General features: G+C 66.5%; 10 protein-coding genes. 6 read left to right on the plus strand and 4 right to left on the minus strand.

Annotated elements, in window-relative coordinates; all coding sequences use genetic code 11:
• Nucleotides 1-5 precede the first annotated feature (5 nt).
• From ACP696_RS06200 to ACP696_RS06215, 4 genes are all read left to right on the plus strand, one after another.
• Nucleotides 6-374, plus strand: coding sequence for a BlaI/MecI/CopY family transcriptional regulator (locus ACP696_RS06200; RefSeq protein WP_426012184.1), 369 nt, complete (start codon nucleotides 6-8; stop codon nucleotides 372-374).
• Nucleotides 364-2,151 carry a M56 family metallopeptidase gene (locus ACP696_RS06205; protein ID WP_426012186.1) on the plus strand — a complete coding sequence of 596 codons (1,788 nt, stop codon included), beginning with the start codon at nucleotides 364-366 and terminating at the stop codon, nucleotides 2,149-2,151. The genes ACP696_RS06200 and ACP696_RS06205 overlap by 11 nt, the downstream gene beginning before the upstream one ends.
• 144 nt (nucleotides 2,152-2,295) lie before the next feature.
• On the plus strand, nucleotides 2,296-3,843 hold the full coding sequence (locus ACP696_RS06210) for a GMC oxidoreductase (RefSeq protein WP_426012188.1): 1,548 nt from the start codon (nucleotides 2,296-2,298) through the stop codon (nucleotides 3,841-3,843).
• Nucleotides 3,840-4,199: a hypothetical protein gene (locus tag ACP696_RS06215; protein WP_426012190.1), complete on the plus strand. Its 360-nt coding sequence runs from the start codon at nucleotides 3,840-3,842 to the stop codon at nucleotides 4,197-4,199. The genes ACP696_RS06210 and ACP696_RS06215 overlap by 4 nt, the downstream gene beginning before the upstream one ends.
• A 3-nt stretch (nucleotides 4,200-4,202) precedes the next feature.
• Here ACP696_RS06215 and ACP696_RS06220 read toward each other — a convergent pair whose 3' ends face one another.
• Nucleotides 4,203-4,550: a hypothetical protein gene (locus ACP696_RS06220; protein ID WP_426012192.1), complete on the minus strand. Its 348-nt coding sequence runs from the start codon at nucleotides 4,548-4,550 to the stop codon at nucleotides 4,203-4,205.
• A 416-nt stretch (nucleotides 4,551-4,966) separates the two neighbouring features.
• Between ACP696_RS06220 and ACP696_RS06225 the strand changes: the two genes are divergently transcribed.
• Nucleotides 4,967-5,896 carry a polysaccharide deacetylase family protein gene (locus ACP696_RS06225; RefSeq protein WP_426012194.1) on the plus strand — a complete coding sequence of 310 codons (930 nt, stop codon included), beginning with the start codon at nucleotides 4,967-4,969 and terminating at the stop codon, nucleotides 5,894-5,896.
• Between the two features lie 145 nt (nucleotides 5,897-6,041).
• Here the strand turns inward: ACP696_RS06225 and ACP696_RS06230 are convergent, their stop codons facing one another.
• The 3 genes from ACP696_RS06230 to ACP696_RS06240 form a co-directional block, all read right to left on the minus strand.
• Nucleotides 6,042-7,082: a cupin-like domain-containing protein gene (locus ACP696_RS06230; RefSeq protein WP_426043559.1), complete on the minus strand. Its 1,041-nt coding sequence runs from the start codon at nucleotides 7,080-7,082 to the stop codon at nucleotides 6,042-6,044.
• A 48-nt stretch (nucleotides 7,083-7,130) separates the two neighbouring features.
• A complete protein-coding gene (locus tag ACP696_RS06235; RefSeq protein ID WP_426043560.1) occupies nucleotides 7,131-8,288 on the minus strand; it encodes an endo-1,4-beta-xylanase in 1,158 nt (385 codons plus the stop codon).
• Nucleotides 8,289-8,432: 144 nt separating this feature from the next.
• Entirely contained in the window at nucleotides 8,433-11,699 is a 3,267-nt protein-coding gene (locus ACP696_RS06240) for a TonB-dependent receptor (RefSeq protein WP_426043561.1), read from the minus strand.
• A gap of 360 nt (nucleotides 11,700-12,059) precedes the next feature.
• On the opposite strand from ACP696_RS06240, the gene ACP696_RS06245 reads away from it, so the two are divergent.
• Complete coding sequence (locus ACP696_RS06245) at nucleotides 12,060-13,577, plus strand: tryptophan halogenase family protein (protein WP_426043562.1); 1,518 nt, start codon at nucleotides 12,060-12,062, stop codon at nucleotides 13,575-13,577.
• The last annotated feature ends 9 nt before the right edge of the window (nucleotides 13,578-13,586 follow it).

Genomic DNA, 13,586 nt, shown 5'->3' on the forward strand with positions numbered 1-13,586 from the left:
GTTCCATGCGGATCAGTACGGCCGAAAGCCAGATCATGAAGGCGCTGTGGGCGAAAAGCCCACTGACCGCCGAAGACCTTACCGCCACGCTGGCGGGCGAGCAGAACTGGGCCGAGGGCACAGTCAAGGCGCTGCTCAACCGCCTGCTGAAGAAGGACGCCATCGCCGCCGAGAAGGACGGGCGTCGCTTCCTGTATCGGCCGCTGGTGGCCCAGGGCGACTATGTTCACGCCGAGAGTCAGGGCTTGTTGGATCGCCTGTTCGACGGTCGCCTGGCGCCGCTGGTCAGCCACTTCTCGCAGCGTGAACGACTGAGCGACGACGACATCGCCGAACTGCGCCGCATCCTGGAGGCGCACGACGATGGCCGCTGACTTCCTGGCCCTTCTGGTCCACGCCAACCTGGCGATCGGCGCGGCGGTGCTGCTTGTGCTGGTGCTTCGCCGGCCGGTTCGCGGCCTGTTCGGCGCTCGCGCCGCCTACGGTCTCTGGCTGGTCGCGCCGCTGGCGGTCGTGGCGGTGATACTGCCCGCGCGCACCGTGACGATCCCCATTGCGCAGCCCCGGCCCGTCGCCGTCGACGCTGCCGCGCAGCCGTCGGCCATTGCCGCCCAACCAGCCCCCGCTGTCGCGCTCCTCAGGTCCACGCCGCGCATTCAGGACTGGGACCCGCAAGGCCCGCTGGTCATCGCCTGGGCCCTGGTCAGCCTGCTGGCCCTCGGTGTCCAGGCCGCGCGCCAGCGCCGGTTCGTGCGGTCGCTGGGCCGTCTTCGCGGCGAGGCGGACCTGTTCCACGCCGAGCACGTCGGCGTCGGCCCCGCAGTGATCGGCGCCTTCCTGCCCAAGCTCGTTCTACCCGCCGACTTCGCGCTGCGCTTCACGCCGCAGGAGCAGGCCCTGATTCTCGCCCACGAGCGCAACCACCTGGCGGCCGGCGACGCCCAGATCAACGCCCTTACCACCGCGGTCCAGTGCCTGTTCTGGTTCAATCCCCTGGTCCATCTGGGCGCCCAGCGCCTGCGGATCGACCAGGAGATCGCCTGCGACGCCGCCGTCCTGACCCGCTTTCCCATCGCCCGCCGCGCCTATGGCGAGGCGATGCTGAAGACCCAACTGGCGCCCTTCGCGCCGCCGCTCGGCTGCCACTGGCCAGCCGCGGCCAACACCCAACTCAAGGAGAGGTTTGTCATGCTCACCCAGCACCGCCAAGGCCGCGCCACCCGCCTGATCGGCGCCGCCGCCGTCGCCGCCCTGGCCCTGGGCGCGGGCTTCGCCGTCTGGGCCGCCCAGCCCGCCCGCATCGTCCACCAAGACAGCGTCCAGGACGCCCGGGAGGAGACGGCCCACGACAAGGCACGCGACCGCCGCAGCCCGCTGTTCAAGGCCGTGCGCGACGGTGACGCCAGCGAGGCCAAGGCCCTCATCGCGGCCGGCGCCGATGTCGACTTCAAGGCCTCGGGCGACGGCACGCCACTGATCGAAGCCGCGCGCTCGGGACGGGCCGACCTTGTCGAGCTTCTGCTGGCCAGGGGCGCCGACGCCAATCTGGCTTCGCGCGGCGACGGGAATGCGCTGATCGCGGCCGCCTCCGAGGGTCGGCCCGACATCGTCAAGGCGCTGGTCGAGCGCGGGGCCGAGGTGAACGCCTATGTCCCCGGCGACGACACGCCGCTGATCAACGCCATCCGCTCCGGTGACCTGGCGACGGTCCGCTACCTGATCGACAAGGGCGCCGATGTGAACCGCGCGGCTCTCGGCGACGGCAGCCCACTGATCGAAGCTGCCCGCTCCGGACGGCTCGACTTCGTCGAGCTGCTATTGGCCAAAGGCGCCGACGCCGGCAAGGCCGTGCGCGGCGACGGCGACCCATTGATCGCGGCGGCGGGCAGCGGCGACCTGGCCATCGTCAAGACCCTGGTCGAGCACGGCGCGTCGGTGGAGTCCTTCGTGCCCGGCGACGAAACCCCGCTGATCAACGCCGCCCAGTCCGGCGACCTGGCCACGGTGCGCTACCTCGCTGAGAAGGGCGCGGACGTGAACCGCGCCGTGCCCGCCAATCGAGGCCAAACCCGCTCGCCGCTCGGCGAAGCGCTCAAGCACGGTCACAGCGAGATCGTCGACTACCTCAAGGCCAAGGGCGCGCGCGCCTAGAGCATCGCGCGGAAAAGTGGCCACCAGTTTTCCGCAAAAGCGATGCGAAAACAAAAGTCTAGAGCAAGCCGTGCGATTCCTATATCGCGCGGCTTGCTCTAGCCGCGCGCCCTCACCTCCCACGCAACACCGACAGGAAACACGATGGCTTTCATCGACGCCCGAACCTTGCCTGACGCCAGCCGAATCCAGGCCGATCTGCTGATCATCGGGGGCGGCCTGGCCGGGATCACCCTGGCCAAGGAGCTGGCCGGCGCTGCGCTGAAGGTCGCGATCCTGGAAAGCGGCGGCCGCGAGCTGGACATGGAAATCCAGGGCCTCTATGCCGGCTCGGCCATGGTGCGCGCGCCGGACAATCCCGACAAGCCGTTCGACGACTATCCCGCCCAGTCGCGGGCCCGGGTGCTGGGCGGCTCGGGCATGATCTGGGGCGGCAAGTGCGCGCCGCTGGATCCCGCCGACTTCGCGGCCCGGCCGTGGGCGCCGCACAGCGGCTGGCCGGTGACCCGAGAGCAGATGCAAGGCTTTTACGACCGGGCCTGCGACCTGCTGGAGATCCCCCGCTTTGATCGCGACAACACCCTCCTGAAAGACCCAACCCGCACGCCGCTGGCCATCGACGCGGAGGACGGCTTCTTCTCGGCCCCGCGCGCCTTCACCCGCTATTCGGGCGGCAGCGACAAGGCCGCCTTCGACCGTTTTCGAACCGATTTCGCGGATGCCGCCAACATCACGGTCTATCTGCACGCCAATGTCACCAAGATCCGGTTGAACCCGACCGGCGACCAGGTCGAGGGGCTGGACCTGGCCTGCCTTGACGGCAAGCGACACACGGCGAGCGGCAAAACCTATGTTCTGGCGGTCGGTGGCATCGAGAACGTCCGGCTGCTGCTGGCCTCCAATGGGGTCCACAAGGCGGGCGTCGGCAACGCCCACGACCTCGTCGGCCGGTTCTTCCAGGGCCATGTCACCTATTCGGTGGACGGCGACGCCGAGAGCGAAGCCTCGGCCGTCCACGTGTCGCGCGACGCGCCGATGGGCCTGTATCTCAATCCCACCCGCACCAGCCCCCACTGCGTGCTGGCCAGCGGCGCGCCGGCGCAAGAGCGGATGGGAGCCGGTAACTTCACCGTCACGCTCTACGCGGCCGATGAGACCGGGATCGCCCAGGCCGACACCAAGGCGCTCCGCCAGGTCGCCACGACCCTCGACGGCGACACGTCCGGCGGCGGCCAGCTCCTGGGCTGTTTCGCCATGTCCGAGCACTTCCCCAATCCCGACAGCCGCGTGACCCTGGACGCCTCGGCGAAGGACCCACTTGGCATGCCGCGCATCCGACTGGAATGGACCTACGGCAAGACCGACTGGGACAGCCTGGAACGCTCGACCGCCGGGTTCGGCGACGCCTTGGGCGCCGCTGGCCAGGGCCGTTTCTGTTGGCCGATCAAGCGGAGCCAACTGCTGGCGATCTCAAGCGCCTCGCGCCATCACATGGGCACGACTCGGATGAACGCCGATCCGAAGCGGGGCGTGGTCGATCCGGACCTGAAGGTGCACGGAACCGGCAATCTGTACGTGGCCGGCAGCTCGGTTTTCCCAACCTCGGGCATCGCCAATCCCACCCTGACGATCCTGGCCCTGGTGATGCGCCTGGCCGATCATCTGAAACAAGAGCTCGGAGCCGACCGATGACCGCCCTCGCCCGCCGCGACCTGCTGGCCGCCCTGTTCGTCGTCACGGCCAGCGCCGGCCTGCCATCGCTGGCCGCCGCCGTCCCGAGCAACCCCAAGGCGCGATTGTTCGGCGATCTGGACCTGACCGCCGCCGCGCGGGTGGGAGAGGCCTGGCTGGCCGGCCGCGCGCCGACCACGGTCACGGCCCTGGCCGCGCGGCTGTTTCCTCGGGGCCGCGAGCCCGAGGCCTTGTCCGCCCTGCGCCGCGCCGTGGCCGACGACTTCCGGCGCGGCGCGGTATTTGTGGATCGCGGCTGGCGGCTGTCCGACACCGAAGGCGCGCTGTTTGGCCTGTTGGCTCTCGAGGCGCGTTAGGCGTCAGCGCTTCTTGGTCAGGTCCAGAGCCGCCAGATCTCGCGCCGTCGCGGCCATGGCGTCGTCACCGATGCCGCCACCCATCTTGGGCTGCAGTTCCTTGAGGGACAGGGTCTTGAAGCTGTCGTACAGCGGGTGGTCGGTCAGGCCGGGCACATCCTTGTCCAGCACGGCCTTGCCCGCAGGATCGGCGACGATCACCGCGATCGGCGTGTCGAGGGTCAGGAACGCCTTGGTGGCCATTTGCCCGGCAACTGGCGTGGTCGGCGCGGGTTGCTGGGCCAGGGCCGATCCCGAAAAGGCCGCGATCGTCGCCATCATCGCCACAGCACCGCAGATCGAGGTACGCATCAGTCTTGGTCCTTCCTAAACGAGGTTCAGGACGGCAATCCGCTTCGCGGCCATGGGGTTCAACCCCAAACCTTGGCGGCGAGGTCAGGAATGGCGCCGACGCCGCCTCTTCTCGCAATCCGCTGCAAGTCTGCGCACCACGCGGTCAGTCGCCAACCTCGGCGCTAGCCGTCAATGGCCCCGGCGAGGCCGGCGTCAACGCCTTTGTCGAGCGCTCGGAACGATAAGACTTCAAGGTCGCCTTGGCGCGGCGCGCCGTGGAAAACAGATCAGTGAACCACCGGTACCGCTACCTTTTTATCTCATGACGGCTGGTCACGATGGCCAGTTCTTGCCACTCTCATGCTGCGGGACGCGGTCTTGCCCGCCAAGACAGTTGTCACGCCAAGTGACGATAATGACCCTGGGGCGGAAACATGATGTCATTCACGAGCGTGGTGTGGCTATGCGGCCTGGTCGCCTTGACCGCCGTCGCCAGCCCCGTCCTGGCCAAGCCAGAACCCATCGAGATCGCCCTCACCTTCGACGACCTGCCTGCTCACAGCGCCCTGCCCCCCGGCCAGACGCGGGTCGGGATCGCCGAGCAAATCCTGGCCGCCCTGCATGAGGCCGGCGCCCCGTCGGTCTATGGTTTCGTCAATGCGGTGCAGGAAGAGCGTGAACCCGAGTCCGCCGCCGTGCTAGGCCTCTGGCGCGCAGCGGGCCACCCGCTGGGCAATCACACCTGGTCGCACATGGCGCTGAGCAAGAACAGCCTGGCCAACTGGCAGGCCGACCTGATCCGCAACGAGCCGGTGCTGGAGAAGCAGATGGCCGGCGCCGACTGGCGCTGGTTGCGCTTTCCGTTCCTCGACGAGGGCGACACGCCCGAAAAGCGCGACGCCGCCCGCCAGTTCCTGGACCAGCACCATTACCGCATCGCCAGCGTGACCATGAGCTTCGACGACTGGGCTTGGAACGAGCCCTATGCCCGTTGTGTCGCCAAGGGCGATACGGCGGCGATCACCGCGCTGGAGACCAGCTATCTCCAGGCCGCCAAGGACAGCTTCAACTATTCCCGCGCCATGGCCCACAGCCTGTACGGCAAGGACATTCCCTATGTGCTGCTGATGCATGAGGGGGCGCTCGACGCCCGTCTGCTGCCGCGTCTGCTGGCCTTCTATCAGAGCCAGGGAGCCCGCCTCGTCACCTTGGACACGGCAGAGCGCCATCCGTTCTACGCCGCCGACTTCAGTTCCGCTCCGACAACGGCGTCGGTCACCTTGGAGAACGCCATGGTCGCGCGAGGTCTCCGCGTGCCGATCAAGACCTGGGATGTCCAGGCGCTCTCGACGGTATGCGGTTAGAGCATTTCCCAACCTGACTGCGTCAGGCCGTGAGCTCTAATCTTCTGTTTTGACGCATTTTTCTTCACGCGTACCGGAACCACTTCGCTCGAAAAATGCTCTAGCTCAAGTCTTCCCCCTGTGGGCGAGGACCTTCGGGAGCGGGCTAGCCGAAGGCGCGCTTCAGGAACGCCCGGATGTTCAGCGCCAGACGGGGCGACAGCGGACCCAGCACGCCCTTGCGGTCCTCCGGAAGATGGGCGGCGGGATCGCCGTTCACCTCGAACAGGTAGTGGTCGAAGATCGCCCGCCAGGCGGCGCGTTGCGGGGCCGGCAAGTGACGAACCGCCAGCAGGCCGTGGACCAACACCTTGAACGGCGACCCGGCCTCGGGCGGCAGGTCGCGCCACCAATAGTTCACCAGCACGTTCAGCGAGTCCAGCGAGCGCACGTGGTGCCACCACAGGGTCGGGATGTAGATCGCGTCGCCCGGGCCCAGTTCAGCGCTCAGGCCATGCTCGACGGCTTGGGCGAACCTGGGATAGCGCGCGTGATCGGGCTCATCCAACGACACCATGCTGATCGGCTGACCCGCCAGGGTGAAGTCAAGCGGCCCGACATAGAGATTGGCCGTCTGCTCGGGTGGAAACAGCGTGAAGCGTCGCCGGCCCGCCACCACGACGGCGATATTGTCGGCCATGTCGTAATGGGTCTGGGCGGTGACCGCGTTGCCGAACCAGATGCGGGGGTCGACGGGGATGTCCAGCAAGAGGTTGCGGTTGGCCTCGGCGAACCCCGGCAACACCTTGGGCGTCGGCGCTGAGCCCACATAGACCGACGGCGGATCGACCTGATCGCCCAGGGCGAGGAGGTCGTCGAGGATCGCCGAGATCGCGCCGGGCCGGCGCTCGAAATTCACCGACCGCTCGGCGTCTTGGTAGAAGAACCGCCCCTTGATGTCCGGCGCGCCAACGAAGGCCTCGACGGGCGCGCCCTGGTCCAGGCCTTTCAGGTAGTCGGCGGCGGCCCTCGCCCCTGCCCGTCCCGCCGCCACCGCCGGCCAGTCGGCTGCGAAGCCGCGCAGCACCACCGGACGGTAGGCCGGTACGATCTCCTCGCGCAGGATCTCGCGCGTGACATCGTGGCGCTCGTCAAGGGGCTGGAACGACAGGGTCATGGCGGGAAGCTTACCGGGAATGGGTGTCAACGGCAGGCTCTAGATAACGCGCCGCGATGATCGGTCGGAACGCGAGGCTCAGGTCCGCTCCGGCGCGGCCCGGAAGGCGGCCGCCACGGCCTGGCGCAACGGCTTGGGTCGGTAGGCGTCGTCATAGAGCGTCGCCCGCTTGGCCAGGCCGTCCTTGCGGGGGGTGAACGTCTGCAGCCAGGAATACTTGTCGACCATGCCCCAGGCCAGCACCGCCTTGGTCTGACGATAGTCCAGCATCAGGTCCAGATAGCCCTTGGCGACGGCGGCTTCGGAGGCGTCGCGCGCAGCGACGCCGGGGGGCAGATCGTGATCGTTGACGTCGAACTCGGTGATCAGCAGGTCGTAGCCCATGCCGGTCACCTCATCGATGAAGGCGCGCCAAGCCTTCTCCTGGGGCCGCCCCAGGCTACCAGGCGCGGCCGGATCTTCGGTGCCGAGGTGGCTCTGGACCCCGAGGGCGTCGACCGGCGCGCCGCGCTTGCGGAAGCCTTCCAGAAGCTTCAGCACGCCGGCGCGGTGGGCCTCGTTGCCGGCTTCCCAGCCCATATAGTCGTTATAGACCAACTGAGTCTTGGGCGCCGCCGCGCGTGCGGCATGGAAGGCGACGTCCAGCGTCTGCGCCTGACCCATGGCGTCGGAGAACACTGTGTGGCGGACCGAACCGTCCTTGGGATCGACCGTCTCATTGACCACGTCCCAGGACCGAATCTGCGGATAGTGCGCCACGACCTTGGTGATGTGGTCGACCAGCATGGCCTCGGCGTTGGCGGCGGCCGCCGGACCCTTGCCGAAGTCGTGGGCTTTCAGCCAGGCAGGGAACCACTGGGGGTGATGCCACAGCAGGGTGTGGCCGCGCAGGGCGATATCGTTCTGCTGGGCGAAGGCGGCGATGCGGTCGGCGCGTTCGAAGGCGAAGGTCTCGGCGTCGGGCCGCAGCACGTACCACTTCAGTTCGTTTTCCGGCACGAGCACGCCGCACTCGTTGATCAGCACCTGGCGATAGCGAGCGTCCTCGAACGAGCCGGTCAGCGAGCCGGTCGGACCGGCGCCGACGGCGCTGCCGAACTGCACCCCCTTGGCCTTGGCCAGCTTGGCCAGCGACGGCGTTTGCGCCGCCTGAGCCGAACCGCCGCCCAGGACTGCCGCGCCTGCGAGGCCGAGAGCCAGAGCCTGGCGTCGGGAAAGGATGGAAGAAGAGGTCATCACGCAGCCTTCAACGAAAGCGCCGCGCCCCGTGGGACAGGGCGCGGCGAAGTCCTAGGAACCGAATGTCTCCGCCCCACCGGGCCGGAGCCGAGGCCGCGGACGTCCGACCGAGGGGCAGGCCCCGGCCGGACGCCACAGACCTTAGAAGCTGGCGCGCACCACGAAGGTGTAGCGCCGGTCGTTCATGAACCAAGACCGTCCAGCCTTGAGCAGTTGGTTGTTCAGGACCTGCGTGGTCTTGGTGACCTCGTTGGTCAGGTTCACGCCCTGCACGCCGATCTTCACCTTGGGATTGACGGTGTAGAACAGCGACCCGTCCAACTGGCCGGTGGCCTCGTTCATGATCGGCGCGTAGGGCACGATCACGTCGCGGACGGTCAGCAGGAAGTCCGAACGCCAGTTGTAGGCCAGGCGAGCCGAGATCGGACCCTTCTCGTAGATGCCCGCGAAGTTGACGTTGTGCTTGGACAGACCTTGCAGCGGCAGCAGGCTGGTGTCGACGGTCGAGACCCGGCCGGCTGCCACGTCGGGGTCGGTCGCCGACAGCGTGCTTTGCGGCACGCCCTTGCTGTTGATGTAGGTGTAGTTGGCGTTGATGCCGAACCCGTCGAACGGCTTGGGCAGGAAGTCGTAGAACTGCTGATAGCCGATCTCGAAGCCCTTGACCTTGGCCGTCTGGTCCGAGTTGCCCGGCGTGGTTATGGCCACGTCGAAGGTCGCGCCGTTGTTGGTGAACGGAATACGCGCAGTCGAGTTCGTCGCGACGTCCTTCAGTTCCTTGTAGAAGGCCGCGAAGGTTAGCGAGCCGACCGGCGCGAAATACCATTCCACTGCACCGTCCAAATTGAACGACTTCGTCGGCTTAAGATAGGGATTGCCGACCGTCAGGTTGCCGCTGACGCTGGTGGCGGTCAGCGGAGGACCGGCGATCCCCGTGTCAGAGAGGTCCAGACCCACATTGTAGTAGTTGCGGGTCAAACCGATGTCCGGCGGCGTGATGGTCTTCGAGGCGGCGAAGCGTAGTTGCACCTTGTTGGGCAGAGCAACCTTCACGTTTACGCTGGGCAGCCAATGTTCGAAGGTGGCACGCGCGACGGTCGGGGTGGTGGCGCCGTTCGAGAAAAGACGTGTCGCGGCCCGGGTGGTCGCGGGCAGTGAACAGAAGTCTGTCGGTGCGAACGGAGGCTTCGGATTAGGCTGAGCGTTGTATCGGGCGAGAGAGTCCAGGCAGGACTGGTCGCTCGGCGGGTTTGAGGCCGGGAAGGACAGGAAGCCGGAAGCCTCGCGCTTCGTCTTGGTATACCGCAGGCCGATATTGCCGCTGACACCGATGTCGCCGTCGAATTCATGCCTGAAGCGCAGCATGCCGTAAGCGGATTGGGTCTTTTCATTGATCGGGTTGATTTCACCCGGCAAGAACGGCGTACCGGCGACCACGCCGCAGCGTTGAGCGAGCGGAACCCAGTTCTGCGGGCAGCCATTGCCGCCGTTACGGGCCCGCCACTCGTCACCGACGCTCAGGGCGAAGGCCGTCATGGCGGCATAGTCCTTGGCCGAGTTGCCGTTGTAGAACGGCCGGGCCTGGAGACCAGTCGGAACCGGCACCTGACCGCGCATGAAGTCGGTGAAAGGGTAGAGCGTGGTCTGGGCCGCGCTGGTCGAACCGCCGGGCGTTGTCGGCGAGCCGTTGATCTGATCATCGAACCAGACCGGGCCGCCGCCGCCCCAGATTTCGCTCAGCACGCCCCAGTTATAGGTCGAGAAACGGGTTGTTTGATCGCGCTCGGCCCAGCGAACGCCGACCCGGGCCGATTCTAGCCAACTGTTCTCCGCGAAGCGATAATCGACGTCGATCTTTGCGGCGTCTTCTTTTCCTTCGCTTTGTTCGATGTGGTCCATCGCCGAGCGCCAGAAGCTGTTGTGCGGGCTTTGGAAGTTGTCATTCGGTGCGTTGAAGTAGGTCGAGCAGGTGCCGCTGGGCGGCGAGCAGGGCGGGATGCTAGCCCCGCTGGCCGGTGGGATGAAAGTGAACTCCGGAAGATCCGAGCCATTCAGCTTCAGGTTCAGGTTCTGGAAGCTTGAGCCCCAAATGCCCACGTCGAGATTATCGACCGTGGAGTCGACGTGTTGGTAGTCGAAGGCTACGCCGAGGCGATCGTTCGGCGTCCACTTGAAGTTAAAGCCGTAGTCAGACGTCAGATAGGTCTGCTCGACATTGCGATTGACGTTGTTGCTTTGCAGACCAAAGCTCGGCACGCGAGGATCGGCGCTGAACTGGTCATCACGCCAACCTTGCGGACCGGTGATGACGCCATTGGTGAAGACGCCGTTGCTGTCGACACCGAAGGTGGTGCCGTCGATCGGACGCGAGTCACCGTTCGAGGTCACGTTGTCGGTGGCGATTTCGATTGCGTGCTCGGTCCAGGACTGGGTCGATTCCGAGCGCAGGTACTGAAAGGTGGCCAACATGGTGTCGTCGTTGCTGCGCCACTGGCCGGCCGCAGCATAGCCCGTGCGCTCACGCTTGGTCTCGGTGCTGCGGAACGCCGCGCCGCGCGGGAACCACACGCCCTTGCCGCCACCGGGGCAGGTCGCGGCTTGCGGATTGGCGGTCTGGGCGCTGGTGAAGCCGGTGCGGCAACCGAAGTTCGACACCTGCGTGCCGTCCGAGCGGGTGGAGAGCTTGGAGTCGACGGCGCTCAGCAGCAGGCCGAACGTGCCGGCCTCGGTGTCCCACTGGTCGCTGTACAGCGCCGAGAAGGTCGGAGCCCACTTCTTGACGAAGTCGCCGTAGCTCTCTTCCGCCGAAACCGAGAGCAGGCGCTTGCTGCTGTCGAACGGCAGGCGGGTGCGCAGGTTGACCGTGCCGGAGATGCCGCCCTCGATCATGTCGGCAGACGGGCTCTTGAACACATCGACGCCGCCCATCAGTTCCGACGGGACGTCGGCAAAGCTCAGGGCGCGGCCGTTATTAGCCGAGAAGGTGTCGCGACCGTTCAGCTCCGAACGCACGAAGTTCAGGCCGCGCACGACGACGCCGCTGCCTTCGGCCGAGAAGTGGTCGGGATCAACGCCGGCGGCGAAGCGGCTGATGGCCACGCCCGGGATCCGCTGCAGCGCCTCGGTGACGGACCGGTCCGGCAGGGCCCCGATGTCTTCGGAGGTAATCGAGTCGCCGATGATCTCCGAGCTTTGCTTGAGCTGCTGCGAGCTCTGCAGGCTCTTGCGAATGCTGGTGACGACGACTTCATCGACGATCTGCGCGTCGCTCGCGGGCTTGGCCTGGGTCTGGGCCAGCGCTGGCGCGCCGATCAACATCGCGCTCAGCGCGATGGCCGATACGCCATATTTCAGAGCAAGAATTTTCTGATTTTGGTCGCGCGTGGTCGCGCTATGGATCAAGTGCATATTTCGCCTCCCCATTTATCGTTTAGGTCGCGCGTTACCGCTACCACTGGCCATATGAATCGACCTTGAGGTCAGACCATATTGCAATGGTTTCCGCCGTCAAGGTACCGCTACCTTATCCGTGCAGAAAAAAACGGTGCGCTCCCAATCTTTTGATTTGTCGTAACAATTGCCGTGGCTTCCAACGTCTTGCATTGGTAAGCCATCTAAGCGATGAGCCCTTCAGATAGCGCTGTCAAACAGGTTCGGGCGCGACACTGTGGCGCATGGCCTGGCAGCGGTTTTATTTTAGACAGCGTTGTCAATTTGCATCATTAGGCCGATCGCACCCAGAAGCGACGGTGGTCAGGGGGAAACGGGATGACGCAACAGGCAGTCCGAACCATCGTCATCGTGGGCGGCGGCACGGCCGGCTGGATGACCGCTGCCGGCCTGGCGGCCAAGCTGAACGGCTTGCCCATCACCATCCGTCTGGTCGAATCCGCCGAGATCGGCACGGTCGGCGTCGGCGAGGCGACGGTCCCCCACATTCGCCACTTCAACACGGCCCTGGGCCTCGACGAAGCCGACTTCATGCGCAAGACCCAGGCGACCTACAAGCTGGGCATCGAGTTTCGCGATTGGGCGCGAGTCGGCGACAGCTACATCCACCCGTTCGGGGCCTACGGCGCGGCGATCGGCGGCGTGGGTTTCCACCATCACTGGCTACGCGCGGCGCAGGGCGGCGACCCGACGCCGATCGAGGCCTACAGCCTGCCGATCATGGCCGCGCGCCAGGGCAAGTTCGCCCCGCCCTCCTCCGACCTGCGCTCCGTGGCTTCAACCTACAACTACGCCTACCAGTTCGACGCCGGGCTCTACGCCGCCTATCTGCGAACCTATGCCGAGGCGCGCGGCGTGGTCCGCACCGAGGGTAAGGTGGCAGACGTCGTCCTGCGCGGCGAGGACGGCTTCATCGAAGCGATCGTCATGGACAGCGGCGAGCGGATCGAAGGCGATCTGTTCATCGACTGCTCTGGCTTTCGGGGACTGTTGATCGAGCAGGCGCTGAAGACGGGTTACGACGACTGGAGCCAGTGGCTGCCCTGCAACCGCGCCGCCGCCGTGCCGTGCGACACTGTCGAGCCTTCGGTCCCCTATACCCGCGCCACGGCCGACACTGCCGGCTGGCGCTGGCGCATCCCGCTGCAGCACCGGGTCGGCAACGGCTATGTCTATTGCAGCGACTATATCAGTGACGACGCCGCCGCCGCCAAGCTGCTGGCCGGTCTTGAGGGACCGGCCCAGGCCGAGCCGCGCTTCCTGCGGTTCGTGACCGGCCGGCGCAAGAAACATTGGAGCCGCAATTGCGTGGCCATCGGCCTGGCCAGCGGCTTTCTCGAACCGTTGGAAAGCACCAGCATCCACCTGATCCAGGTGGCGGTCACCACCCTGCTGGAGCTGTTCCCTGACCGGTCCTGCGACCAGGCCGACCAGAACGAGTACAATCGGGTCATGGAGCTGGAGTTCGAGCGGATCCGCGATTTCCTGGTGCTGCACTATCATGCCACCAACCGCACCGACGCGCCGTTCTGGAACGACCGCCGGACCATGAAGATCCCCGATAGCCTGGCCTACAAGATGGACCTGTTCCGCGACCGGGGCGTGGTGGTGAAGTACAAGGACGGCTTCTTCCTCGAGCCCAGCTGGCTGGCGGTCTATCTGGGCCAGAAGGTCGTCCCCAGCGGCTATGACCCGGTCAGCGACAAGATCCCCGACGGCGCCCTGGCTCAGCGCCTCGCGGCGATGCGGGAGTCGATCGCTGGCGCCACGGCGGCCATGCCGACCCACGCCGACTGGATCGCGCAGTTTTGCGCGGCCTCGGGCGTCGCCGCGTGAGGGGCGCCC

This window comes from Caulobacter sp. DWR3-1-2, from assembly GCF_049896225.1.
Taxonomy (GTDB): domain Bacteria; phylum Pseudomonadota; class Alphaproteobacteria; order Caulobacterales; family Caulobacteraceae; genus Caulobacter.

Coding starts and splice junctions, on each gene's coding strand:
- ACP696_RS06200 (WP_426012184.1), top strand. CDS start 6: ATGCGGATCAGTACGGCCGAAAGCCAGATCATGAAGGCGCTGTGGGCG.
- ACP696_RS06205 (WP_426012186.1), top strand. CDS start 364: ATGGCCGCTGACTTCCTGGCCCTTCTGGTCCACGCCAACCTGGCGATC.
- ACP696_RS06210 (WP_426012188.1), top strand. CDS start 2,296: ATGGCTTTCATCGACGCCCGAACCTTGCCTGACGCCAGCCGAATCCAG.
- ACP696_RS06215 (WP_426012190.1), top strand. CDS start 3,840: ATGACCGCCCTCGCCCGCCGCGACCTGCTGGCCGCCCTGTTCGTCGTC.
- ACP696_RS06220 (WP_426012192.1), bottom strand. CDS start 4,550: ATGCGTACCTCGATCTGCGGTGCTGTGGCGATGATGGCGACGATCGCG.
- ACP696_RS06225 (WP_426012194.1), top strand. CDS start 4,967: ATGATGTCATTCACGAGCGTGGTGTGGCTATGCGGCCTGGTCGCCTTG.
- ACP696_RS06235 (WP_426043560.1), bottom strand. CDS start 8,288: ATGACCTCTTCTTCCATCCTTTCCCGACGCCAGGCTCTGGCTCTCGGC.
- ACP696_RS06240 (WP_426043561.1), bottom strand. CDS start 11,699: ATGCACTTGATCCATAGCGCGACCACGCGCGACCAAAATCAGAAAATT.
- ACP696_RS06245 (WP_426043562.1), top strand. CDS start 12,060: ATGACGCAACAGGCAGTCCGAACCATCGTCATCGTGGGCGGCGGCACG.